Raw genomic sequence first — 23,873 nt, 5'->3', positions numbered from 1 at the left:
CCGGAGTGTGATCGGCTGCGGTCATGTATCTGCGGACGACCGAGCGGCGGAACAAGGACGGCTCGGTCGTGCGCTACCTGGCCCTGGCCCACAACCAACGCGTCGGTGCCACCACGAAGGCGAACGTGCTGCTCAACCTCGGCCGGGAGGACCGCCTGGACCCCGACGGGCTGCGCCGGCTGGTCCGCTCGATCAACCGCTACCTGGGCGAACCCGGCACCGACGCCGGCACGGACGCCGCTGAGTCCGCGGGCGCCGGTACCGCGGCCGAGGGGCTGCGGTTGATCGCCTCCCGCCCGGCCGGGGCGGCGTGGTTGCTGAACGGGCTGTGGAAGGCCCTGGACGTCGAGGCCGCCCTGCGCAAGGTGCTGGGTGGGCGCCGGTTCACCACCGATGTCGAGCGGGTGCTGTTCGCGCTGGTGGCGAACCGGGCGATCGACCCGTCCTCGAAGCTGGCCGCGGCCGAGTGGGTCGGCCACGACGTGGCGATCCCCGGCCTGGACGCGCTCAGCGAGGATCAGGCGTATCGGGCGATGGACCTGCTGATCGAGGCCGACACCGACGCGAAGGTGCAGGAGGCGGTGTTCTTCGCGGTCGCGGACCTGCTCAACCTCGAGGTCGACCTGCTGTTCTTCGACACGACCAGCACCTACTTCGAGCGCGACACCGAGGACCCCGACCCCGCCGAGGGCACCGACAGCAGCACCGACAGCAGCGTCGACGGATCAGACGCAGTGGCAAGCCCAGGCGGCCCGGGCGGGTTCCGGCGCTACGGGCACTCCAAGGACCACCGCCGGGACCTGCCGCAGATCGTCATCGGGCTGGCCGTCACCCGGGAAGGCATCCCGGTCCGGTGCTGGTGCTGGCCCGGCAACACCAACGACCAGGCGATCCTGCCGCAGGTCAAGGACGACCTACGGGGGTGGCGACTGGGCCGCGTGGTCACCGTGGTCGACCGCGGGTTCTCCTCCCGGGACAACCTGGCCTACCTTCAGCGCGCGGGCGGGCACTACATCGCCGGCGAACGGATGCGCGACGGCAGCCCGCACGCCGCCCAGGCACTGTCCCGCCAGGGCCGCTACCAGCAGGTTCGGGACAACCTGCGCGTCAAGGAAGTCCGGATCGACTCCACCCCCGGCGTCCGGTGGATCATCTGCCACAACCCCGACGAGGCCGAACGCGACCAGGCCGCCCGCGAAGCCGCGATCGCCAGGATCTCCGCCGAGCTCGACCGCATCGCGTCCGCCCGCACCCGAGCCCGCGAGGCCGCCCGCACCCGCCGCGCCGCCACCACAACCAGCAAGGCCGCGTGGCGGCACGCCGCCCGGGCCGCCGAACGTGAGGAGGCCGCGCACGTCAAGGCCGAATGCGCGCTGCGTGAACACCCGGCCCTGGGCCGGTGGCTGCGCCAGACACCGTCCGGGCGGCTGCAACTGGACCGGACCAAGATCGCCGCCGAAGCGAAGCTGGACGGGAAGTACCTGCTGTCCACCTCCGACCCGGACCTCTCGGCCGAGGACGTCGCCCTGGGCTACAAGAACCTGCTGGAGGCCGAGCGCGGGTTCCGCGACTTGAAATCCACCATCGAGCTGCGGCCGGTGTTCCACCGCCTCGAACTCCGCATCCGCGCCCACGTCCTGCTCTGCTGGCTGGCGCTGCTGCTGATCCGGGTCGCCGAACGCCGCACCGGCCGCACCTGGCGCACCATCTCCCGCGAGCTGGGCCGGCTGCACACGATCACCCTCACCGGCCCGGCCGGCACCGTCGTGCAGACCACCGAGCTCACCACCACCCAGGCCGGCATTCTTCGGGCCTGCGGGGTCACCCCACCACCCCGGATCACCACCCTCGACCCCGCCTAACCAGCCCAAACAGCGCCAACAGGCACCGCGGCGGGCATGGACACACGCCCACCCCGCTCCCACACCAGCGGTCCTGCAGGTCAACCCCCGAATTCAGCCCTCACATCTGCCCACGAACTGCGGAATCCGGGTGTCCGTGGACACCTCGTTGGAGGTGCTCTCCGACAACCTATGGCACCTAACGCACCGGGTCGCGGAGCGGCTGCGGTCCGGCCGGGTCCTCCTACTCGGCGGCGCGGCGCACACCCTGTCGCCCTCCGGCGGATTCGGGATGAACACGGGCATCGCCGCCGCAGCCAATCTGGGTTGGAAGCTCGCGGCGGCCCTGGCGGGCTGGGCTGGGCCGGACCTGATGGACAGCTACGCCGCGGAGTGCGGTCCGATCGCAGTGCGGAGCCTGGAGGAGGCGAACCGCAACCTCAGACGGACCCTGGACCGGTCGCTGCCGCCGGAGCTCGACCACGACGGCGTCGACGGCCGCGCCGTGCGCGCGGCAATGGCTCGGCGGCTGGAGCAGTCGGGTGTTGACCGGGAGTTCCGCTCGGTATGGGTGCACCTCGGCACCCGGTACCGCTCGACCGTCGTGGTCGATGACGGCACACCGGAATCCCCGCCCGGCCCGGACGGCTGGTCTCCGAGTGCGGCCCCCGGATGTAGGGCGCCGCACGTCGACCTCGGCGGCTCGTCGACGATCGACCTGTTCGGTGCCGGCTACCGCCTCGTCGTCTGCGACGGGGCCGGGCCCGGAGCGCTCGCCGGTGCCGAGGAGCTGGCCGCAGCGTTCGCCGAGCGGGCCGTGCCGTTCCAGCTTGCGCCGCTCCCTGGGCAGCGGGTCCGCGACGCCTACGGAGCACCACTGGTGCTGGTCCGACCGGATGGCCACGTCGCGTGGCGCGCCGCCAGCGTTCCGGACGACCCCGGGGCGCTCGTCGACACTGTTCGGGGAGGGGCGTGGTGAACGCTCCTGCACCGCTCTCGCCCTTCTCTGTACACGGGTGGTCGCCCGAAACCCTGGCCGACCCCTACCCGATCTACCGGCTCTACCGGGAACGCGAACCGGTGCACCGCGGCGCCAGCCCGGATCCCGACGGCCCGACCACCTGGTATCTGTTCCGCCACGCCGACGTCGTCGAGGTTCTCACCTCGCCGCTGTTCGACCGCGGCCCGACGACGCGTAGCGGCCCGTTAGTCCCTGACGGGCACCCGAACCTGCGGGCGCTCGTCGACAACTGGCTCGTGTTCCTTGACCCTCCCCAGCACACTCGGCTGCGAGCGTTGCTGAACAAGGAATTCACGCCACGGATCATCGCCGCGATGCGGCCCCGGATCGCGGACGTGGCCCAGCGCCTGGTAGACCGGATGCGCGGCCGGGACGAGGTGGACCTCGTGCAGGCCTTCGCTGCGCCGTTCCCGATCATGGTGATCGCCGACCTGGTGGGCGTCCGGCCTGAGGACCAGGAGTGGTTCAGGGAGCAGGTGCTGCTGCTGCGCGAGGGCATAGCCTCCCGCACTGGCCGGCGCACCGACGGGTACACGGTTGCCGAGGCCGCGGCGACCGAACTCGTCACTCACTTCCGGCGCGAGATCGTCCGCAGGCGCAAGGGGGACGGTGTCCGGCACGACCTGCTCGCGCTCCTGGTCGACGCGCAGCGACGCGGTGAACCGCTGACCGATGACGCCCTGGTCGGCACAGCGGTCCATCTCCTCATCGCGGGCCACGAGACCACTACGAATCTCATCTCGAAGTCCATACTCGCCCTGCACCGCCACCTGGAGCTGGCCGACGGGCTCCGCGGTCGCCCCGATGTCGTGTCAGCGGCGATCGACGAGCTCGTCCGCTACGACCCACCGGTGCAGATGATCACGCGGTGGGCCCGCCCAGGGGCGCGCGTTGCGGGCCTCCGGGCTCACTCCGGCGACAAGGTCGTTCTCGTCCTCGGCTCGGCCTGTCGTGATCCCGATCGGTTCCCTGATCCGGATCAGCTCCAGCCCGACCGCGCTGCGTCCCGTCACAGCGCCTTCGGCGCCGGCATCCACTACTGCCTGGGCACTCCCCTCGCTCGCCTCGAGGCGGAGATCGCCCTCAACCTGCTGCTGCACACCCTGCGGCTGGACCGGCCGGTCCGCGTTCTCGGCTATGCCGAGGACATCGTTTTCCACGGCCCTACCTCGGTCCTCGTCCGGACGCACGAGGCCGAACCGGTCAGAGGAGGTACGCCATGACCCCGTCCGTCGTGATCGTCGGCGGAGGCACCGCCGGCTGGATGACCGCCAGCTACCTCGCGGTGGCATTCGGTCCGCGCCTATCCATTACGCTCGTAGAGTCCGAACAGGTGGGCACGATCGGAGTCGGCGAGGCGACGTTCAGCACAATCCGTCACTTCTTCGACTACCTGGGATTGGAAGAACAGGACTGGATGCCGCAGTGCGCGGCGTCATACAAGCTGGCCATCCGTTTCCAGGACTGGCGCGCTCCAGGCCACCACTTCTACCACCCGTTCGAGCGTCCTGAGACCGTTCAGGGATTTACGCTCCTGGACTGGTGGCTTAGGGGGGAGGCCGGACGGCGACCGTTCGACGAATGTTGCTTCCTCACCTGGTCGATGTGTGAATCCCGCCGCTCCCCGCGCCAGCTTGATGGGTCGCTGTACGTCGGCGGACTCGACGGCCCCCTTGGTCGGTCGACGCTGTCCGAGCAACGAGAGCAGTTCCCGTATGCCTATCACTTTGACGCCGACCTGCTCGCGAAGTTCCTGCGGAGCCACAGCACCGCTCGGGGTGTGCGGCACGTGGTCGACGACGTGGTCGAGGTAGGCCAGGACACGCGCGGCTGGATCACCCATGTGCGCACGTCCGAGCACGGTGACCTCGCTGGCGATTTGTACGTCGACTGCACAGGGTTCCGCGGCCTGCTCATCAACCGGACGCTCGGCGAGCCCTTTCGCTCGTTCTCCGATGTGCTGCCCAACAACAGGGCAGTGTCGCTGCGAGTCCCGCGCGCACCGGGGGCCCGGGATGTGGCGCCGTACACGACGGCGACCGCTATGCCGGCGGGATGGATCTGGACGATCCCGCTGGACCGGCGCGACGGCACTGGTTATGTGTACTCCGATCAGTTCTGCACGCCGGAGGAGGCCGAGCGGACCCTGCGGGAGTTCGCCGCGCCGGGCAGCGACGGCCTGCTGGCCAACCACGTCGAGATGCGCATCGGACGCACCGAGCGCCCCTGGGTGAAGAACTGCGTGGCGATCGGGCTGGCTGCCGCGTTCGTCGAGCCCCTGGAATCGACGGGGATCTTCTTCATTCAGCACGGCATTGAGGAGTTGGTCAAGCACTTCCCCAAAGGCGACCCCGACCCCATGGTCGTCGCCGACTACAACCGGCGGGCCGCATACGTCGTCGACGGGGTGAAGGAATTCCTTGTCCTGCACTACCGAGCGGCCAAGCGCGACGACACCCCTTACTGGAAGGAGGCCAAGATTCGGCCGGCCCCGGACGGGCTCCTCGAGCGCATGACCTACGGATCCCGCACTTTGCTCGATGAGTCCGGCATTTACCCGCACTACCACGGGTTCGAGGCCTACTCCTGGAACACAATGCTGCTCGGTCTCGGCAGCGGGCCGCAAACCTCGCGACCGGCGGTGGGCCTCATGGACGGGGGACGGGCGCTCGCGGCGTTCGAGGCGCTGCAGGCGCAGGCTCAGCGCACGGTTGCGGCGCTCCCCGGGTGCGGGGACTACCTGGACCGGCTGGCGGGACGATCGTGAGCGGCGAGCGGATCGCGGTGGTGCGGCGATGGCTCGAGGACTACGCACCGCACCCGCACCCCCAGCTCGGGCGCGACGGCGTGGTGTGCCCGTATATGGTGCGGGCCCTGCGGCGCGACTATGTCCGGATCTACGACCTCGACGTCGCCAGCTACCAGCCGGGGGATGTGGCCGCAACCGACCTCCTCGTCGTCACGGCGCACGAGGAGCTGCGGACCAACCTGCGCCGCGCCGACGCCCTGGGAGCGGACCGTACATTCATCGTGTCGATGATCGTGCCGCACGGCTGGCCGGACGCCGCGCTGCGCGTGCTCGTCGCCCAGGCCCACGACCGGCTCAAGCCGTACTTCGTTCCGTCGGGGTACATGGCCGGCGACTTCTGGCCCGACCATGAGACTGTCGGCCTGCACAACCCCGACTTCCGGCCATTCACCAGCCCGGTGCCGGTGCTCGGCATGCGTCCACTGGTGCCCGCCGACCTTGCGTTCTTCGTCAAGCACGAGCCGACGCCGCAGTCGCGCTTGCGCTACTTGCGCCACTACGCCGAGGTTTTCCGAGGGGCCCTCAACGCGCACTGGGAGGCGCGCCTGACCGCGGAGCTCGCGACGGCCGAGCGCGACGTCGCGGCCACGCTGCGGGAGCCGGGCTGACGGGGGGGCGGGCGAGCCCGGATGCTCACTCGTCCGCTAGGGCGGCTCGCCAGATGTAGAACCCCGCCGGATCGAGCGCGGCTAGGGGGACCGGACCCGGGCCGTCGTCGGCGGCTGCTGCGCGGACCCAGCCGCGCAGCGCCAGCGCAAGGGCCGGCTCTTCGTCGATCCGCTGCACCAACGCATACAGGACGGCGAGCTGGTGTAGGCACGGTCGGCGCCGCTCCCTGCACCGACACGTGGCCTCGATGTCGTCCGTGTCGGGCGCGACGTCGCCGACCGTGGCCGCCAGCTCGTCGGGTGCGTCCCCGCCGGACAAGGCCTGCCACGCCGCGGGGTTCTCGTCCAGAAACGCGTCGGCCCGCTCCCGGGCGGCGTCGTCCCACAGGGGGAAAGCTAACTGGATCGAGTGCTTGGCGTCCTTTGCTCGCACGACCGCGTCGATCCGGCCCGGTGCGGTCGCCAGGTACTCGACCCGGTCGCGCCGGGCGAGCGCTCGGGCCTTAGGCAACCTGGCGTCGACGGTGGTGACTGCGGTGGGCTCGGCCAGCCTCAGCCACGCCCGCCCCCATGCGGTCACACCGAACTCCGGGATCACGGGGCGGACCCCGGGACCGCGAGGTCGAGGACCTCTCGCAGCACGCGGTCGTCGAGGGCGGCCAATCGCGCCTCGCCGCCCTCGGCGATCACCGCCGCGACACCGCGCTTCTCCTCGTGGATTCGCGCGACGTGGTCCTCGACGGTTCCGGCGGTGACCAGCGTGTAGACGGTGACCGGTCGTTCCTGGCCGATACGATGCACGCGGTCGCTGGCCTGGTCCTCCACGGCCGGGTTCCACCAGCGGTCGTAGTGGATGACGGAGCTGGCTCGGGTCAGAGTCAGCCCGAACCCGGCCGCTCGCAGGCTCACGACCATCACCGGGGCAGCTCGCGGCGACTCCTGGAACTCCACGACCATGCTGTCCCGCTGGCGTCCGGTGAGTCCCCCGTGCAGGAACGGTACGCCGCGACCGCCCAGCACACCGTCGAGGTGCGCGACGAGCAGCTCGCCCATCTGCCGGTACTGGGTGAATACCAGGGCGCGTTCCCCCGATGCGGCCAGCTCCGCCACTATCTCGCCGGTGCGGTCGAGTTTGCCGGACCTGCCAGGCAGCGGTCCGTCCTCGCCGAGCAGCTGCGCCGGGTGGTTACATATCTGCTTGAGCCGGGTGAGCAGTGCGAGCACTCGGCCCCGCCTGCCGATCCCGCTGCCCAGACCCTCACGGAACGCCTGGTCCACGGTGTGCCGGTAGAGCCTGGTCTGCTCCGCGGTGAGCGAGCAGTACACCGGAACCTCCTGCTTCGGTGCGAGCTCCGGAGCCACCTCCAGCTTGGTCCGACGCAGCACGTGCGGCGCCACCAACTCGGCGAGCCGGTCCGCCGCGGCCCGGGACCGGCGCTGCTCGATGGGGACGACGAACCGGCTGCGGAACCTGCTGCGTGTTCCCAGCAGCCCCGGGTTAGTCAGCGACAAGATCGACCACAGGTCTTCCAGCCGGTTCTCCACGGGGGTCCCGGTCATCGCCAGCCGAACCCGTGCCGTCAGACGCCTGGCCGCCTGCGCAGCCTTGGTGCGCGGGTTCTTTACTTGCTGGGCCTCGTCGAGCACGAGCACGTCCCACTCCCACGCGGTCAGCCGGTCGGCTTCCGTGCGCAGCACCCCATAGCTGGTGAGCACGACGGTCCCGGGAGCCAGCCTGTCTAGGAACCGACCGGTCCCGTGAAAGCCAAGCGTCGGCAGCTGTGGTGCGAACCGCGCGAGCTCCCGCTCCCACGTGCCGAGCAGCGACGTCGGACACACGACTAGGGTGTGTCCTGTAAGGGTTCTGATCTGCGGTCGGCGATCATGGCCGGGTGGTAGGACGTGGTGAGTTGACCGACGAGGCCTGGGCACGGATCGAGCCGCTGTTGCCACCGGTCGCGAGTGGGGGCCGTCGGTGGCGCGATCACCGCCAGGTGATCAACGCGATCCTGTGGAAGCTCCGCACCGGCGCGCCCTGGCGGGACCTACCCGAGCGCTACGGGCCATGGAAGACCGCGCACGAACGACTGCGGATCTGGACCAAGGACCGAACCTGGGAACGCATCCTCGACCACGTGATCGTCAAGGACGACTCCGTGGGCGTGGTGGAGTGGACCGTCAGCATCGACTCCAGCAGTGTTCGGGCCCACCAGCACTCCGCCGGTGCCCGGAAAAAGGGGGCTGCACCACCGCGTGGGTTGAAGCCATCGCCGTCGACGGAGAAGCCCGTGGACGGTCTCGCGGCGGGCTGACCAGCAAGATTCACCTCGCCGTCGACGGACGCGGCCTGCCGATGTCGATCATCCTGACTCCCGGTCAGGCCGGGGACAACCCGCGCCTGTTGCCCCTGCTCGACCAGATCTCGGTCGGTCGCGACGGCCCGGGCCGGCCCCGCAAGCGCCCGGACCGAGTGCTGGCCGACAAGGCCTACTCCCATCCCTCGACCCGAGCCGCGTTGCGGCGTCGAGGGATCGCGTTCACCAGCCCGGAGAAGTCCGACCAGATCGCCCGCCGCGCGGCCAAGGGCAGCCGTGGTGGGCGACCACCGACGTTCGACCCGTGGCTCTACACCAACCGCAATGTCGTCGAGCGCTGCTTCAACCGGCTCAAGCAGTTCCGCGGCCTGGCCACCCGCTACGCCAAACGAGCCGCCTACTACCGATCCGAGATCATCATCGCGACCATCGTGTTGTGGCTGCGCACCGACTTACAGGACACACCCTAGATGCGGCCGGTCGCCGCGTCGCAGCGAGAGCAGGCAGATCGCCTGCAGCGTTTTACCCAGCCCCATCTCGTCGGCGAGGATGCCCCCGGCCTCGAGCCCAGCCAACCAGACGACCCCCTGGCGCTGGTAGTGCCTCAACTGCGCTCTCACCTCCGGACGCGGGTCGCAGCGGATCGCGAGCGCGGTCGCCCGGAACCCCTCCAGCACAGTCACCGCGGGATCGATGCTGGTCTGGTCCGGGCGCAGGGCCGCATGCGCGGCGATTGGCATGCGCTCGGCGAGCCGGCGGAACTCCTCGTCGCCCGCGCCGGATCGCAGCAGCGCGACCGCCTCCGCCCAGGCGTGGACGGAATCGCCGATCCTAGGGTCTTGGCCGCCGGCGGTTGCGGCGTGAGTGTGGGCTGCGACCGGTCCTTGCCCCTCATCATCGTGCGTCTTCAACCCGGCCAGTGACCCGAGCACCTCCTCGACACCGACCAGCCGGGCCGGCATTCGCGTACCGACCATTTCGCCACGCGTCAGCCCGGCGGGCAAGGCGAGCGCCAACGCCCCGGGTTGCCCGACTGGCAGGCCGAGGCTGCGCAGCGTCACGTCAGGGTTCTCGCCGCCCCAGAAACACAGCTGAGCAGACCGCGGATCGTACGTCGCTTGCAGGTCGGCCGGCCTGAGTGCGCGTGCGGCGCCCTGCTCGGCTGCCACCGACCCCCTAGTTGTCCCAGCCCTCCCGTCTCCATTCATCCGCTCACCTCACCTCCCGGCCGCTCGCCCCGCCGGCTGGGGGCCCGGCGTGGTGCGCCGCCCTGCACGCCCGCGCGGGTTCGACCGGTACGACGGCTTCGCCGGCCCGCCCGTGCCAGGGTTGGCGCGTCCCAACCAAGCCACGATTGGACCGCGATGCCCGCTGCGCCGGACACGCCGATACCGCCGTCGCCAGACGACGCGCTCGCCGCTCGCCGGCTCGTCCTGGGGCGGTTGGCCTCTGCCGCGGTGCACGCCGCTGTCGTTCTCGGGATCCCCGGCGAGATTCGAGACGTTCCTACCGCGGCGCCCGAGCTGGCCGACCGGCTCGGTGTCGACACCGGGGCGTTGCGGCGGCTGCTCGACGCCCTGGTCGCGCTGGGCGTCGTGGATCGTCGCCCGCTCGACCGGTACGGGCTGACGGGGATCGGGCGATCGCTGCTCGAGGACGCGTTCGGTACTGCCGCTCCCTCAGCGTTGCTCGCGGGCAGCGAGATCGGACGGGCCTGGGACGGGCTAGTATACGCTGTGCGCACAGGGACCTCGGCATTCGTCGCCAACACCGGCACCAATGTGTTCGCGCACCTCTCTTCCGCCCCGGCGGTCGAGGCCGTCTTCTACCGCTCGCAGGCGGCCGACCTGCAGCTGACCCTTGAACGGCTTAACGGCGTCGACTTCGCCCGATACGCCACGATCGTCGACGTCGGAGGCGGCGACGGTGCGCTGCTGGCGCATGTACTGCAGCGGTACCCGTCGGCGCGCGGTGTCCTGGTAGACACTGCAACGGCCGCCGCGGCCGCCCGTGATCGTTTCGCGGCTCCAGAGTTCGCAGGGCGCATCGCGGTCGTCACCGGAGACTTCTTCGCAGCCCTGCCACGCGGCGGCGACCTGTACATTCTGCGAGACGTCGAGGCTTATTCAGGGACGCTCAACAGACTGCTGCGTTGAGACGCTGGCCTGGGGAAGCGCCTTGCTTCATGATCATCCTGAATAAGCCTCGTCCTGCACGATTGGTCCGACGAGCGCTGCGCCGACTTGCTCGAGGTCTGTCGGCGCGACATGCCGCCGACCGCCACCCTGCTGGTGATTGAGCGCAGCGTTCAGCGCGACGAGAGAGGTGGGAGCGACGGCGACACGATGAACCACCTCATGGACCTCTACATGCTCAGCGTCCTCGGTGGTGGGCGCGAGCGCACGGCGGCCGAGCTCGACGAGCTTCTGGGCTCGGCAGGGTTCCGGGTCGGTCGGCGACACTGCCTCGGCCTCGCCACGGTCATCGAGGCGAGGCCGGCCGAAGCGGCGGCCTGAGCAGGGCATCAGGACGTCCTCGCTTCGGCCTCGGCGGCCCCCGACTCGGCGAGGTATCGGCGGGGGAGGGTGAACGCGACGGCTGCGGCGAGTACGGCGACGGCGATCCCCACGGTGAGTGCGACCGCGAGCGCCTCCGCGTAGGCCTGGGAGGTGCTGGCTGTCGACAGCACAAAGTAGGCGCTTCCGACCGTGGCGAAGCCAAGGCTGGCCGAAAGCTGGCCGACGCTGTAGAAGAGTCCGGAGGCGTCGGAGGCGTGCTCGCGGGTGACCTGGGACACCGACATCTCGGTCAGCGGTCCGACGACCAAACCCATCCCGAGCCCGCCGACGGCGCTCCCAGGCAGGAGCTGCCAGAACGCCGGGTCACCCGCGGTGCCGACCACCGCTACGATGACAAGGGCCATGCCCGCGGACATCACGACCAGCCCGGCCTGGACGACCGTGCGGCCGATGCGGGGGAGCAGCACCGTCGTCCCAAAACCGGCGCCGATCCCGGTGAAGATCGCCCAGGGGATCACAACCACGCCGGCGAGCAGCGCACTGTAGCCGAGGCTGCTCTGCACATACTGCGTGACGACCAGCGAGAAGCCCATAACCGGGACGAAGAACAGGATCTGCACCGCCATCGAGGCCCGGAACACCCCGCGTCGTCGCAGCGCGCCGGGCACCAGTGGCTGTCCACCGCGGCGTTCGGCGAACCGCTGGTGCGCGATAAACGCCATGAACAGGGCAGCCCCGGCTGCGGCTGTAACCAGCCCGGAGACCGCCTGCCCGCTCTCCGCCATCGTCGAGAGTCCATAAATCACCATGAACAGCGACACAGCCGAGAGCAGCAGTCCGGGCAGGTCCAGCTGAACCCGTTCCGGCGGTGTCGCCGGGAGCGTACGCAGCGCCAGGACCAGGATGAGCGCGCCGAGTGGAACGTTGATCATGAAGACACCGCGCCAGCTGGAGCCGAACAGGTCCAGCCCGATGATCAGGCCGCCGAGGACGGGTCCCGCGGACGCGGCGATCCCGAGCAATGCAGAGAAGGCGGCCATCGGCTTCGCTCGCTCCGCCGGCTCATACATGAGCTGGATGGTCGCGAGCACCTGGGGGATCATCAGCGCCGCGAACGCGCCTTGGACGATCCGCGCGCCGACGAGTAGCGAGGTCCCAGTCGCCAGCGCGCACGCCAAGGAAGCGAGCGTGAAGCCGACGCAACCGATGAGGAAGGCGCGTCGCACGCCTAGCCGCCGCCCCAGGCGAGCTCCGGTGATAAGTCCGACCGCGAAGGTAAGGGTGTAGGCGGCGAGCACTGCCTGCGTCTCGGACGCGCCCGCAGCGAGGTCCTCGGTGATCGTTGGCAGCGCCACCGTCACGATTGTGACGCCGAGCAGGTCCAGGAAACCGGCGAGGAGGAGAGCTGAGAGCGCGATCGTTCGCTGCTGCATGCCACGATAATACCTGAATGACTAAGATAAGTGGGCCCCGGCTACCCTGAGGCGTGTCCTCCGAGGAGGCCGTCGAGCTGATCGTGCGGCTGCTGCCGCCGTGGCTCTCCGCCGTCCAAGCAGTTAACGAGGTGATCGCCCGTGAGGCCGGTGTCGGGGCGTCCGACCTGCGGTGCGTGCATGAGCTCGTCGTCGACGGACCGCTGCCGGCGGGGGAGCTCGCCCGCCGGCTCCACCTGACCTCCGGCGCTATCACCCACATGGTCGACCGACTCACGGCGGCTGGCCTGGTCTGTCGGGTCCAGGACCGCCGCGACCGGCGCCGTGTGCTGGTCGAGGCTGACCCGGTGGCCCGCGAGCGGCTGATCAAGCGATACACGATGTTGGACGAGCAGGTCCGTCGCACCCTCGCGCAGTTCACCGCCGCGGAGCGAGCGGTGGTCGCCCGGTTCGTCGAGGCCAGCGTGCGTGATATCCGAGCCTTGCTCGGGTGACCACGGCGGGGACCTACTTCCCTGCGTCGGAGGTGCGGGAGGGCGCGGATCGCGGCAGGGTCCGCTCACCACCGACCGGTCCGGCAGAGCCGCCGGCCGACGCCGCACCGGGGCAGTGGCCTACGGGGCTGGCGGTGGTCCGCTGTCTGGTGGACGGACGGGGCTGGTGCCCGACCACGTGCTGTGCGTGACCGCTCGCCGTAGCTCCTCCTCGCTCTGCTCGACGCGGCCCATCGCGCAGCGGAGCAGCGGCGGGGCCATCAACGAGGTCACGATCGCGACCACCACGATTACGGTGTAGCCGGCGGTGTCGAGCACCCCCAGTCGCAGCCCGACGATGGCGACGATCACCTCGACGACGCCGCGGGCGTTCATGCCGGTGCCGAGAGCGATCCCCTCCCAACGCGACAGGCTCGACAGACGTGCACCGAGGTAGGCGCCGGCGAACTTGCCAATAATCGCCACGGAAAGCACGGCGAGCGCGGCGAGCAAAACGTCGGGACGGGTCAGGGCGGTGAGGTCCATGCGCAGGCCCGCCGTAGCCAGGAAGACGGGGGCGAGCACGGACAGGACCACGATGCGCAGAGGGCCGAGACGACGTTGTACCTCCGGGCCGGTGGTGGACAGCAGGAGCCCGGCGATGAACGCGCCGAGGACGGCCTCCAGGTTCAGGGCGTGGGTGATGGCCGCCGCTGAGAAGACGATGATCAGAGCGAGCGTTATGGTCGGGCCGGGAGCCTCGCTGCGAATGGCGCGTGCCGTGGCCCATTGCACGACCGGGCGCCCAACGACGGCAGCTACCAGCACGAATCCGACCATGGAGACAACGGAAAGGGCGACGGTCCCAGTGGCTACGCCGGTGGTCGCCGCGGCGGCGACGACAGAGAGTAGCAACCAGGCCACCGCGTCATCGACCATGGCTGCGGCCAGAATGAGTTGGCTGAGGTCGCGGTGCAGCAGATTCATGTCGGACAGGGTCTTGGCAACCACCGGGATGGCAGTGACGCACATCGCGACGCCGAGAAAGAGCGGGAACACTGACCCAGCGACCGGGGACGAGCCGGCGCCGGTGGCGGCCAGAGCGTTCGTTAGGCCGAACCCGAGGGCGACGCCGAACACGAGAGGGATGAGCAGCCCGGTGAGACTGACGGTGATCGCCACACGGCGTTGTCTGCTCAGGAATCGCAGATCGAGGTGGGCGCCGGCGAGTGCGACTAGGAGCAGCAGGCCGATCTGACCGACGCCGTCGAGTAGGTGCATCTGCTCGGGTTCGGCGGGCAACAGCCAGTTCGCCAGGTCCGGGGCCAGCCATCCCAGCAGCGACGGACCGAGCAGCACTCCGGTGAGCAGCTCTCCGACGACAGCCGGCAAGCCGACGCGTTCGGCCAGCGCGCCGAGCAGACGACTGATGGCGAGCAAGAGCACAAGACCGAGTAGGAAATGCAGGAGGGTGTCTGCGGACAGGGGCGGTACGGGCGCCGTGTCTGACATGGCCGGCTCCAGAGATGAGGATCGGGCGTCGAATGTCGGGACCGGTCGACCACGCTCTCACCTGTCCACCGATCGAGTTGGCTGACCGTTCGGGTGGGTGCCGCGAAATCTCCGTCGGACGCCGAGCCGGGTCCGGGGGGCGCGGGTGACCGCAGCTTCGCGGGCCTCGCCGGGACGGGGAAGACGGAGCCCGACGCGGGCGGTGCGCGCGGCATCCCGGTCCGGGCTCCGGGTGCCGTCCGGATGTACATGGTGCTCCCGCCTAGAGCCGCGACAATCACGCCACCGTGGCACGAGCTGCCCGTCAGGCAGCCAGCACCGGTGGAACCTGCGCGTGTGTGCGGGGAGCCACGTCCGGTGTGGACCGCGGTCGGCGATGTGGTCGTTCAACCGGGTCGCCCAGCGCGCATTGGCGAAGGGTCTCGGTGGCCGACAACGCGGACCGCGCCCCTCGGGTCGTCGAGGGGTACTCCGTCCGCTGCCGTTGTCCCTGAACGCGTCGGCCCACTGGTTGGCTGCAGCCCGCAGGAGCCGCCGTCATTCGGGGCGGTCGGGGACTGCTAGGGCGTGTCTCCCAAATAGGCGGACCGGGGTGCGCGATGCTTGATCGGTGCCGCGCACCGCTGTCCTGACCGATGCCCAGTGGGCCCGTCTGGCGCCGCTGTTGCCCTCCTCCGAGGGGCGTCGCGGGCGCCCGTTCCGCGATGACCGCCGGGTGCTCGAGGGGATCATCTACCGGTATCGGTGCGGGCTTGCCTGGCGAGACGTCCCGGCCGAGTTCGGGCCGTGGCAGACGTTGTGGAAGCGGCACCGCCGCTACAGCGGAGACGGCACCTGGGACCACATCCTGGCTGCTCTTCTGGTCGAGGCCGACGCCGCCGCGGTGCTCGGGTGGGCGGTCAGCGTGGACTCCACGATCATCCGTGCCCACCAGCATGCCGCGACCCTCAAGCGCGACACAGGGGGCCGGATCGAACTACACGAATCTGCTCGCCGAACCAGCAGATCACGCGCTGGGACGGTCCCGCGGAGGGCTGTCGACGAAGATCCACCAGCTCGTTGACGGGCACGGCCGCCCGCTGGTGGTCCTCCTCGGCCCCGGCCAGGGCGGCGACTCGCCAGTGTTTCCGCACCTGATGGCGCACCTGAGCATCGCCCGACCGGGCCCGGGACGACCCCGGACCCGGCCCGAACGCGTGCGCGCGGACAAGGCCTACTCCTCACGCGCGATCCGCCGGCACCTGCGCGAGCGCCGGATCATCGCTGTCATTCCGGAGCCCTCTGACCAGCAGGGGCACCGCAAACGACGCGGCTCACGCGGCGGCCGACCGCCCGCATTCGATCCGGTCGACTACCGAAACCGCAACGTCGTCGAGCGCGGGTTCTGCCACGTCAAGCAGTGGCGCGGTCTGGCCACCCGTTACGACAAGCTCGCCCTGACCTTCCGCGGCGGCGCCGTCCTGAAAGCGATCCTCACCTGGCTCCGCGCATTGGGAGACACGCCCTAGACCGCTAGGTCGACGATGTGGAGGCGCTCGCATCCGGGGTACCCCGTCGCGAGCTCACAGCAGAAAGAATGCGCGCGTTGGTGCGCGACGGCCGGGGAAGCGTACTGGTGGGTCTCGCGGAGGACGCCAGTCTCGAGGTGAAACGTGAAGTGCACCTGGGCGCCAAGGCCGTGGAGATCTAGCTGGCGAAGGACGTCGCATCGTTCGCGAGTACTGGCGGCAGCGGCCTGGTCGTCATCGGCCTCGCCACGAAATCCCGTCGTGAGTACGACGAAATATCCCGGGTCCACCACGTCGACCCGCGACTGACCGTTAGCGCCATTCGTCGGGTTGTGGATCGGAACACGTTCCCGAGGATTGAGGGTCTTGAGGTAAAGCGAGTTCCGGCAGAGCCGGACGGAGCGGCCGAGCTTATATACATCTTCGTTCCACCTCAGCCTCGCCCTCTTCTCCCATTTCTTGTGGCTGGCACCGTTATCCAAGACAGGGTCGAAGCTATCTGCGCAGGAATTCCGACACGGAGAGACGACGAGACGGCGATGATGTCCGTCCAGGAGTTGCACTCGATTCTGTGGGTAGGGGTAGCGCTATATGAGCAAGACCGCCCGGTACTGCACTTGCGGCGTCGCGTTGCCGGCGCAGCGCAGAATCTCCAGGGAAGCCCTGACCGCAGCCACAGCGGGCTGAGCCCGGGCGCATGTTGGAGAAGTAGCGAGCGATATCGCGATGGTTCAAGCTTCGTTGGTGTCGTCCCGGCCCAGCGGCGCCAGCGCGACCAGGTCGGGATCGTGGCTGTGAAGGTTCTTCTTATGCTCGGCGGCGATAACGGACCGACCGCACTGGGTTCGCCCAGCGCGTCAACGAAGACGGCGTCCTCGATAAATGCCTCCGCCCGCCGGTCGCCGTCACCGGCGTTCCACGCTTCGGTCAGCTTCGCAACTATCTCACCGGCGTCATGCCGACCACTGTGCACTCTCAAGCCAGGTTGAGATCAAGAGGCTTATTCAGGCTCCGTCAGGTAAGTGTGTAGAAGATGAGTCCGATGACTGCCGAGATTGTCGTTTTAAATGTGGCGTAGGGCCGCCGGTAGTCTGTGTGGAGAACTTTCCACGTTTTGATATGGGCGATGACTCGTTCGATGGTGGCGCGTGTGTGGTTGAGGCTCTTGTTGAATGTTTTTTGCCAGTCGAGAAGTTCCCGGCCGGGTGGTTTTTTGAACGGGGTGAGCATGCCGCGCCCGATGTATCCTTTATCGCCGATCGGGGGGTATGTGGCGAGGTGGTCGAGGGCGCCGGATTGGTCGAGGCAATATAGGTCGTGTCGGGAGCCTGGGGTCGGGTCGGAGATCCACGACAGCTGCCCTTCCAGGGTGGCTGCGACCTGGACGACGACGCCGGTGGTGCGATGCTTGCCCGACCACAGACCCGGCACCGCGGCCCATGACCAGCAGGGCAGCAAGGTTCCATCGATGATGTACTGCCGATCGGCACGAAGCTCCTCTGCCGTCGGAACGACACTCCGCAGCGCCTGTGCCAGCAACGGTGTCACCCCCGTGATCGCTCGACTAACCGTCGACTGCGACACCCCATAGGTTTCCGCCAACTCCCACTGCACACGATTCCCGCGCAGATACGCCAACGTGATCACCACCGACCAGAACAACCCCAGAACCGGCGGCCAAGACAAACGTGCCTCCGTCGCGTCCCGCTGATCCTGCTCATACACTATAGCGACAAGATCCTGAATTTCATCACGCCGGAAACCAGTGGTATAGTACATACTGCGGCAGCCCGTTCATCTCGGATTGATTCGGCAAACCAATATTCGCGATGGACGGGCTGTCGCCCAACCCGACACGCCGGGCTAGATCGTTATTTCACGGGGCCTGAATAAGCCTCAATATAGGTCGTGTCGGGAGCCTGGGGTCGGGTCGGAGATCCACGACAGCTGCCCTTCCAGGGTGGCTGCGACCTGGACGACGACGCCGGTGGTGCGATGCTTGCCCGACCACAGACCCGGCACCGCGGCCCATGACCAGCAGGGCAGCAAGGTTCCATCGATGATGTACTGCCGATCGGCACGAAGCTCCTCTGCCGTCGGAACGACACTCCGCAGCGCCTGTGCCAGCAACGGTGTCACCCCCGTGATCGCTCGACTAACCGTCGACTGCGACACCCCATAGGTTTCCGCCAACTCCCACTGCACACGATTCCCGCGCAGATACGCCAACGTGATCACCACCGACCAGAACAACCCCAGAACCGGCGGCCAAGACAAACGTGCCTCCGTCGCGTCCCGCTGATCCTGCTCATACACTATAGCGACAAGATCCTGAATTTCATCACGCCGGAAACCAGTGGTATAGTACATACTGCGGCAGCCCGTTCATCTCGGATTGATTCGGCAAACCAATATTCGCGATGGACGGGCTGTCGCCCAACCCGACACGCCGGGCTAGATCGTTATTTCACGGGGCCTGAATAAGCCTCAATGCTCGCGCGCAGATTCTTGATGCCCGCCGGAGTCGTGAATCAGATTCTAGGTTTGCGAAGAAGAGTGCGCGGTAGTCGCGGTGACCTCATCATGAGAGGTGGGGCCACCGCGACTACTTCGCTTGCGCGGGTCGCCGAGTTAGCTGCGACGAACGCCAGCCAGCAGTGCGGCTAGTCCGATGAGGCTGGCGGCCGCAATGAAGGCTCCGACGGCAGATGGAGTGTGATCATCGCGCAGGTTGGTGAAACCGCTATACACCATGAAGCCGGCGCACGCGAGCAGAAGCAGTAGAGCCCATCGTGGAGGGCGTCGCTCCTGCACTAATATCCCCCGCATTCTCGTGCCAGGTCGAGTCCGACGTTCAACACGCCCCCAGCTACGGCTCCGAACAGAGTGTAACCGGCGACCGCCTGGGTCACCGCAAGCGATGCGCCTGCTACGGCAGTGACTGGGAAGAAGTAGATCGCGCCGGCGACTCCCGCTACTAGTCCGACCCCAGCGCCAACCGCCTTCGCGCACCCGAGAGCGTCCAAGCCACTTGGATCGCTGTAACTGCAGGGGTTCGCCAGCCCGTAGGTGTAGGGATTGGGCTCAGCCTGGGACGGATCAGGCTGAGTGAAGCGAGCGAGGATGGGGTTGTGCTGGCGGTACCCGGTCAGGTATGTGCCGTGGTTGTCGGCGAGCTGCTGAGCGCCGATCCAGCGGAACGGGTTGCCGGCCGCAGCGGTGCCGGTGGAGGTGGTGTCGCCGTAGGGCTTGTAGTCGTACTTGGCGGCGAGGGCGCCGTTGCCGTCGATGAGGGCGAGTGTGGAGCCCTGGTAGTCGGTGACGGCGTAGAGGTTCTGCCCGTTGGGGGCGGTCTGGCCGATGAGGCGGCCGGCGGGGTCGCGGGTGAACTCCGACCGTGCGCCGTTGGTGGTGATGGCCGTGACGCCGATGGCGGTGTTCTCGAGGCGCTGTTCGGTGACGACGCCGCCGGCGTTCTTGGAGATGACCGCGCGCTGGGCCTGGTCGACCGAGTCGTAGGTGAAGTCGATCGTGCCGTTGCCGGCGGTGGTCGAGCTGCGGAGCTGGTTGGTGGGGCTGTAGGTGTTGTTGATCAGCCCGTTGGAGCCGGTGGTGAGGTTGCCGGCACCGTCGTGGGTGTAGGTGGTGTTGTTGCCGGATGCGACCTGTCCGGCGGAGTTGATCCCGAAGTTGCGTCCCTCGGCGGAGGTGAGGTTCGAGGCTCCGTCGAGGGCGTAGGTGAGGTTCCCGGCTGAGCTGTTGCGGGCGGTCAGCTGGTTGAGCGTGTCGTAGGTGTAGGAGAACGCGGTGCCCTCGCGGGTCTCGCGCTGGAGCTGGGTGGTGTCCTGGTTGTTGGCGTTCGTCCAACGGTAGGTGCGGTCGATCCGCTTGGTTCCGCCGCTGGTGGCTGCGACGAGTGCGGTCTGGCGACCGGACTTGTCGTAGGTGGTCGAGACCGTGAAGTTGCCGGGGTAGGTGGTCTTCGTCCGCTGGTCGTTCTTGTCGTACTGGTGGCTGGCCTCCATGCCGGTCTTCGGGCCGCGCTGGAAGGTGAGCCGGTTGGCGGCGTCGTAGTCGTAGAAGGTGTGGCCGCCGTCGTTGAACAGGTCGGTGACGTTGTTGCTGGCGTCGTAGCGGTAGAAGACGCGGTAGATGACGCCGCTGCGGGTGTTGTGCGCCTCGGTGACCTGGTTGCGGGGGCTGTAGGCCAGCTGCAGGCCGGTGTCGCCGAAGTATCGGCCGACCATGTTGCCTTCGGCATCGAAGTTGTTGTACTGCAGGGGCACGTAGGTGCCGTTGTTGTCGCGGCCGATCTCGACGAGGCGGTCCATCGCGTCGTAACGGTAGAAGATCTTGCTGCCGTTGCCGTCGACGATCTGGGTGACGCGGTCGAGGTTGTCGTAGCCGATGACGCGGGGCTGCATCGGCGTCGGCGGGGTCTCGACGGTCATACGGCCGCCACCGCCGTACTGGTAGGTGGTGACCCGGTTCGCGCCATCGGTCTTCTTGGTGGGCTGGCCGGCGGCGTTGTACTCGAACTTCACGACATCGCGGTTCTGCTGAACCGAGCGGACCGAGGTCAGGTCACCGGCGGCGTTGTAGAGCCGGGTCATCTGGTTGCCCTGGGCGTCGGTCATCGACGTCGGGAAGTACGGGTGGGCAGCGTTGGAGTAGCCGACCGAGTTGCTGGCCCCGGTGGGCAGCGTGGCGCTGGTGGGGCGGTTGTTGGCGTCGAAGGCGTAGGTCAGGTTCGACCCGAGCGCGTCGGTGGTCGAGGCGACGTCGCTGTTGGCGGTCCAGGTCTTGGACTGCTCGTTGCCCAGCTGGTCGACGGCCTTGGTCTGGCGGCCCTGGCTGTCGAAGTAGTAGTTCGAGACGCCCCCGCGGGGGTCGGTCTCGGTGGTCCGCCCGGAAGCCGGGTAGGAGTACTGGGTGGTGGCCGGAGTCTGGCCGTTCGGCTCGTTGATCGAGGTGACGCGCCGCTGGGCGTCGTAGCCGATGGTGTAGACGTCGCCGTTGGGGCTGGTGATCGAGGTCAGGTTGCCGTTCGAGTAGCCGAACTTGACCTCGTTGTCGAGCTGGTCCTCGAAGGAGACGAGGTCACCGGCGGCGTCGTAGTTGAACGGTCCGTGCTCGCGGCCAACCGGGTCGGTGTAGGACAGGACCCGGTCCTCGGAGTCGTAGTCCTCGAACTTGGTGACCCGGCCGATCGAGTCGTAGATCGCTGCGACGCGGTCGTTGTTGGCGGCGTCGTAGTTGAGCTTGGTGCTGACGTTGTTCTTGGTCAGCTGCTCCTTCATGACGCCGTTGGGGTGGAACAGCCAGCGATCCTCGGTCTTGTCCCACTTGATGGTCCAGACACCGTCGCTGGCGCGCGTCAGCTTGGAGTTCGCGCCCGAGCTGCCGGTGTAGGAACCGTTGGACTGGCGGGTGTAGGTCACGACGTAGCCGGTGGGGCCGTGCAGCTTCACCGTGGCGCCGCTGTTGATGATCTCGAGGCCGACGTCGAGGCCGGTGGACATCGCCCAGCCGCGGCCGAACGCGCCGGAGCCGGTGGACATGTTGTTGTAGACGTGGGAGACGTCGGAGGCCTGGCCCTCAGCGGCGACCACCGAGTTCGTGTAGCGCACGACGATGTTGCCGTTGGCCAGGTTGGTCAGCAGCTGCAGCTTGTCCGAGATCTGGCGGACCTCGACCGGGGAGAAGTCCCGCAGCCCGATTCCCGCCGCGCCGGCGTTCGGGCCGGGGCCGACCTTCTGCGTCTGCATCTGCGGGGAGATGGCGCCGCCGGGGTCGGTCGACTGCCCGGAGACGACACCTTGCCCCGGGTCGGCAGACACGACAGCCGGCGTCCAGGGCTCCGGCGACGGTGCGCCGCCGACGTTCGGGGTCGTGTCAGCGTCGCCAGGCTCGTAGGTCTCTGGCTTGTGGTCGGCGGTCAGCGCCGACCCGGGCTGGTTGGGATCCGGCGGGGGCGCAGGGGGCTGGGCTGCGGCCAGACCTCCGAACGCTCCCGAGCCGGTGGCAACGACCGTAGCCATTGCCACCAGCATGGTTCGTAACCGAAAACGCGCAGCATTGAGGCTTATTCAGGGCCGCCTGGCGGGCTACCTCGCTGCGGTCCCGACCTGGAGAAACACCGCACTTCATGATCACCCTGAATAAGCCTCTATACCACTGGTTTCCGGCGTGATGAAATTCAGGATCTTGTCGCTATAGTGTATGAGCAGGATCAGCGGGACGCGACGGAGGCACGTTTGTCTTGGCCGCCGGTTCTGGGGTTGTTCTGGTCGGTGGTGATCACGTTGGCGTATCTGCGCGGGAATCGTGTGCAGTGGGAGTTGGCGGAAACCTATGGGGTGTCGCAGTCGACGGTTAGTCGAGCGATCACGGGGGTGACACCGTTGCTGGCACAGGCGCTGCGGAGTGTCGTTCCGACGGCAGAGGAGCTTCGTGCCGATCGGCAGTACATCATCGATGGAACCTTGCTGCCCTGCTGGTCATGGGCCGCGGTGCCGGGTCTGTGGTCGGGCAAGCATCGCACCACCGGCGTCGTCGTCCAGGTCGCAGCCACCCTGGAAGGGCAGCTGTCGTGGATCTCCGACCCGACCCCAGGCTCCCGACACGACCTATATTGCCTCGACCAATCCGGCGCCCTCGACCACCTCGCCACATACCCCCCGATCGGCGATAAAGGATACATCGGGCGCGGCATGCTCACCCCGTTCAAAAAACCACCCGGCCGGGAACTTCTCGACTGGCAAAAAACATTCAACAAGAGCCTCAACCACACACGCGCCACCATCGAACGAGTCATCGCCCATATCAAAACGTGGAAAGTTCTCCACACAGACTACCGGCGGCCCTACGCCACATTTAAAACGACAATCTCGGCAGTCATCGGACTCATCTTCTACACACTTACCTGACGGAGCCTGAATAAGCCTCATTCATCGAGGCTTATTCAGGCCCCGTGAAATAACGATCTAGCCCGGCGTGTCGGGTTGGGCGACAGCCCGTCCATCGCGAATATTGGTTTGCCGAATCAATCCGAGATGAACGGGCTGCCGCAGTATGTACTATACCACTGGTTTCCGGCGTGATGAAATTCAGGATCTTGTCGCTATAGTGTATGAGCAGGATCAGCGGACGCGACGGAGGCACGTTTGTCTTGGCCGCCGGTTCTGGGGTTGTTCTGGTCGGTGGTGATCACGTTGGCGTATCTGCGCGGGAATCGTGTGCAGTGGGAGTTGGCGGAAACCTATGGGGTGTCGCAGTCGACGGTTAGTCGAGCGATCACGGGGTGACACCGTTGCTGGCACAGGCGCTGCGGAGTGTCGTTCCGACGGCAGAGGAGCTTCGTGCCGATCGGCAGTACATCATCGATGGAACCTTGCTGCCCTGCTGGTCATGGGCCGCGGTGCCGGGTCTGTGGTCGGGCAAGCATCGCACCACCGGCGTCGTCGTCCAGGTCGCAGCCACCCTGGAAGGGCAGCTGTCGTGGATCTCCGACCCGACCCCAGGCTCCCGACACGACCTATATTGCCTCGACCAATCCGGCGCCCTCGACCACCTCGCCACATACCCCCCGATCGGCGATAAAGGATACATCGGGCGCGGCATGCTCACCCGTTCAAAAAACCACCCGGCCGGGAACTTCTCGACTGGCAAAAAACATTCAACAAGAGCCTCAACCACACACGCGCCACCATCGAACGAGTCATCGCCCATATCAAAACGTGGAAAGTTCTCCACACAGACTACCGGCGGCCCTACGCACATTTAAAAACGACAATCTCGGCAGTCATCGGACTCATCTTCTACACATTACCTG

The 23,873-nt window shown here is 67.7% G+C and carries 19 protein-coding genes and 3 pseudogenes; 14 read left to right on the top strand and 8 right to left on the bottom strand.

Annotated features, from left to right (window positions below; translation table 11 throughout):
* Positions 1–23: 23 nt before the first annotated feature.
* From KPL59_RS30420 to KPL59_RS30400, 5 genes are all read left to right on the top strand, one after another.
* Positions 24–1,862, top strand: a complete 1,839-nt coding sequence (locus KPL59_RS30420) for an IS1634 family transposase (protein ID WP_226359530.1) — start codon at positions 24–26, stop codon at positions 1,860–1,862.
* 130 nt (positions 1,863–1,992) lie between these two features.
* The gene (locus KPL59_RS30415; protein WP_226362877.1) at positions 1,993–2,820 is read left to right on the top strand and encodes an FAD-dependent monooxygenase; all 828 of its coding nucleotides are present in this window, start codon (positions 1,993–1,995) and stop codon (positions 2,818–2,820) included.
* Entirely contained in the window at positions 2,817–4,085 is a 1,269-nt protein-coding gene (locus tag KPL59_RS37270; RefSeq protein WP_226362876.1) for a cytochrome P450, read from the top strand. The genes KPL59_RS30415 and KPL59_RS37270 overlap by 4 nt, the downstream gene beginning before the upstream one ends.
* On the top strand, positions 4,082–5,629 hold the full coding sequence (locus KPL59_RS30405) for a tryptophan halogenase family protein (RefSeq protein ID WP_226362875.1): 1,548 nt from the start codon (positions 4,082–4,084) through the stop codon (positions 5,627–5,629). The genes KPL59_RS37270 and KPL59_RS30405 overlap by 4 nt, the downstream gene beginning before the upstream one ends.
* On the top strand, positions 5,626–6,279 hold the full coding sequence (locus KPL59_RS30400; RefSeq protein WP_226362874.1) for a DUF6875 domain-containing protein: 654 nt from the start codon (positions 5,626–5,628) through the stop codon (positions 6,277–6,279). The genes KPL59_RS30405 and KPL59_RS30400 overlap by 4 nt, the downstream gene beginning before the upstream one ends.
* Positions 6,280–6,304: 25 nt before the next feature.
* On the opposite strand, the gene KPL59_RS37265 is transcribed toward KPL59_RS30400, so the two are convergent.
* Positions 6,305–6,877: an SWIM zinc finger family protein gene (locus KPL59_RS37265; RefSeq protein ID WP_226362873.1), complete on the bottom strand. Its 573-nt coding sequence runs from the start codon at positions 6,875–6,877 to the stop codon at positions 6,305–6,307.
* Entirely contained in the window at positions 6,874–8,211 is a 1,338-nt protein-coding gene (locus tag KPL59_RS37260; RefSeq protein WP_226362872.1) for a DEAD/DEAH box helicase, read from the bottom strand. The genes KPL59_RS37265 and KPL59_RS37260 overlap by 4 nt, the downstream gene beginning before the upstream one ends.
* Here KPL59_RS37260 and KPL59_RS30385 point away from each other — a divergent pair.
* Positions 8,172–9,064 (top strand): annotated as a pseudogene (locus KPL59_RS30385) (IS5 family transposase). The gene KPL59_RS37260 and the pseudogene KPL59_RS30385 overlap by 40 nt on opposite strands.
* Here KPL59_RS30385 and KPL59_RS37255 read toward each other — a convergent pair.
* Positions 9,047–9,763, bottom strand: a complete 717-nt coding sequence (locus KPL59_RS37255; RefSeq protein WP_226362871.1) for an SNF2-related protein — start codon at positions 9,761–9,763, stop codon at positions 9,047–9,049. The pseudogene KPL59_RS30385 and the gene KPL59_RS37255 overlap by 18 nt on opposite strands.
* Positions 9,764–9,958: 195 nt before the next feature.
* Between KPL59_RS37255 and KPL59_RS30375 the strand changes: the two are divergent.
* A pseudogene (locus KPL59_RS30375) lies at positions 9,959–11,110 on the top strand (methyltransferase).
* Between the two features lie 8 nt (positions 11,111–11,118).
* Here KPL59_RS30375 and KPL59_RS30365 read toward each other — a convergent pair.
* A complete protein-coding gene (locus KPL59_RS30365; protein ID WP_226360128.1) occupies positions 11,119–12,546 on the bottom strand; it encodes an MFS transporter in 1,428 nt (475 codons plus the stop codon).
* Between the two features lie 53 nt (positions 12,547–12,599).
* On the opposite strand from KPL59_RS30365, the gene KPL59_RS30360 reads away from it, so the two are divergent.
* Positions 12,600–13,040 carry a MarR family winged helix-turn-helix transcriptional regulator gene (locus KPL59_RS30360; protein WP_226360129.1) on the top strand — a complete coding sequence of 147 codons (441 nt, stop codon included), beginning with the start codon at positions 12,600–12,602 and terminating at the stop codon, positions 13,038–13,040.
* Between the two features lie 120 nt (positions 13,041–13,160).
* On the opposite strand, the gene KPL59_RS30355 is transcribed toward KPL59_RS30360, so the two are convergent.
* Positions 13,161–14,531 carry a cation:proton antiporter gene (locus tag KPL59_RS30355; RefSeq protein ID WP_226360130.1) on the bottom strand — a complete coding sequence of 457 codons (1,371 nt, stop codon included), beginning with the start codon at positions 14,529–14,531 and terminating at the stop codon, positions 13,161–13,163.
* Positions 14,532–15,141: 610 nt separating this feature from the next.
* On the opposite strand from KPL59_RS30355, the gene KPL59_RS36185 reads away from it, so the two are divergent.
* Positions 15,142–15,594, top strand: a complete 453-nt coding sequence (locus tag KPL59_RS36185; protein ID WP_374111683.1) for an IS5 family transposase — start codon at positions 15,142–15,144, stop codon at positions 15,592–15,594.
* On the top strand, positions 15,518–16,039 hold the full coding sequence (locus tag KPL59_RS30350) for an IS5 family transposase (protein ID WP_374111689.1): 522 nt from the start codon (positions 15,518–15,520) through the stop codon (positions 16,037–16,039). The genes KPL59_RS36185 and KPL59_RS30350 overlap by 77 nt, the downstream gene beginning before the upstream one ends.
* Before the next feature lie 1,014 nt (positions 16,040–17,053).
* Here the strand turns inward: KPL59_RS30350 and KPL59_RS30345 are convergent.
* From KPL59_RS30345 to KPL59_RS30335, 3 genes are all read right to left on the bottom strand, one after another.
* Complete coding sequence (locus KPL59_RS30345; protein WP_226359944.1) at positions 17,054–17,818, bottom strand: transposase; 765 nt, start codon at positions 17,816–17,818, stop codon at positions 17,054–17,056.
* Between the two features lie 117 nt (positions 17,819–17,935).
* Positions 17,936–18,409 carry a transposase family protein gene (locus tag KPL59_RS30340; protein WP_226360131.1) on the bottom strand — a complete coding sequence of 158 codons (474 nt, stop codon included), beginning with the start codon at positions 18,407–18,409 and terminating at the stop codon, positions 17,936–17,938.
* 443 nt (positions 18,410–18,852) lie between these two features.
* On the bottom strand, positions 18,853–21,879 hold the full coding sequence (locus KPL59_RS30335; RefSeq protein WP_226360132.1) for an RHS repeat-associated core domain-containing protein: 3,027 nt from the start codon (positions 21,877–21,879) through the stop codon (positions 18,853–18,855).
* 378 nt (positions 21,880–22,257) lie between these two features.
* Here KPL59_RS30335 and KPL59_RS30330 point away from each other — a divergent pair, with 378 nt between their 5' ends.
* The 4 genes and pseudogenes from KPL59_RS30330 to KPL59_RS37880 all read left to right on the top strand — a co-directional run.
* Positions 22,258–22,968 carry a transposase gene (locus KPL59_RS30330; protein ID WP_226359770.1) on the top strand — a complete coding sequence of 237 codons (711 nt, stop codon included), beginning with the start codon at positions 22,258–22,260 and terminating at the stop codon, positions 22,966–22,968.
* Between the two features lie 145 nt (positions 22,969–23,113).
* Positions 23,114–23,248: a hypothetical protein gene (locus KPL59_RS36180; protein WP_255678122.1), complete on the top strand. Its 135-nt coding sequence runs from the start codon at positions 23,114–23,116 to the stop codon at positions 23,246–23,248.
* Positions 23,206–23,346, top strand: coding sequence for a transposase family protein (locus tag KPL59_RS30325; protein WP_226362869.1), 141 nt, complete (start codon positions 23,206–23,208; stop codon positions 23,344–23,346). The genes KPL59_RS36180 and KPL59_RS30325 overlap by 43 nt, the downstream gene beginning before the upstream one ends.
* Positions 23,343–23,873, top strand: a pseudogene (locus tag KPL59_RS37880) (transposase family protein); the annotation flags it as partial. The gene KPL59_RS30325 and the pseudogene KPL59_RS37880, both read left to right, overlap by 4 nt.

This window comes from Pseudonocardia sp. ICBG1142 (assembly GCF_020496255.1).
GTDB lineage: Bacteria > Actinomycetota > Actinomycetes > Mycobacteriales > Pseudonocardiaceae > Pseudonocardia.
The sequence above is the reverse complement of the archived record's forward strand: the minus strand, read 5'-3'. Positions and strand labels throughout refer to the sequence as shown.

What these genes read in the sequence shown, in the direction of transcription:
- KPL59_RS30365 (WP_226360128.1), bottom strand. Translation starts at nt 12,546, where the DNA reads ATGCAGCAGCGAACGATCGCGCTCTCAGCTCTCCTCCTCGCCGGTTTC.
- KPL59_RS36180 (WP_255678122.1), top strand. Translation starts at nt 23,114, where the DNA reads ATGTACTATACCACTGGTTTCCGGCGTGATGAAATTCAGGATCTTGTC.
- KPL59_RS30420 (WP_226359530.1), top strand. Translation starts at nt 24, where the DNA reads ATGTATCTGCGGACGACCGAGCGGCGGAACAAGGACGGCTCGGTCGTG.
- KPL59_RS30345 (WP_226359944.1), bottom strand. Translation starts at nt 17,818, where the DNA reads ATGTACTATACCACTGGTTTCCGGCGTGATGAAATTCAGGATCTTGTC.
- KPL59_RS30405 (WP_226362875.1), top strand. Translation starts at nt 4,082, where the DNA reads ATGACCCCGTCCGTCGTGATCGTCGGCGGAGGCACCGCCGGCTGGATG.
- KPL59_RS30355 (WP_226360130.1), bottom strand. Translation starts at nt 14,531, where the DNA reads ATGTCAGACACGGCGCCCGTACCGCCCCTGTCCGCAGACACCCTCCTG.
- KPL59_RS30340 (WP_226360131.1), bottom strand. Translation starts at nt 18,409, where the DNA reads ATGTACTATACCACTGGTTTCCGGCGTGATGAAATTCAGGATCTTGTC.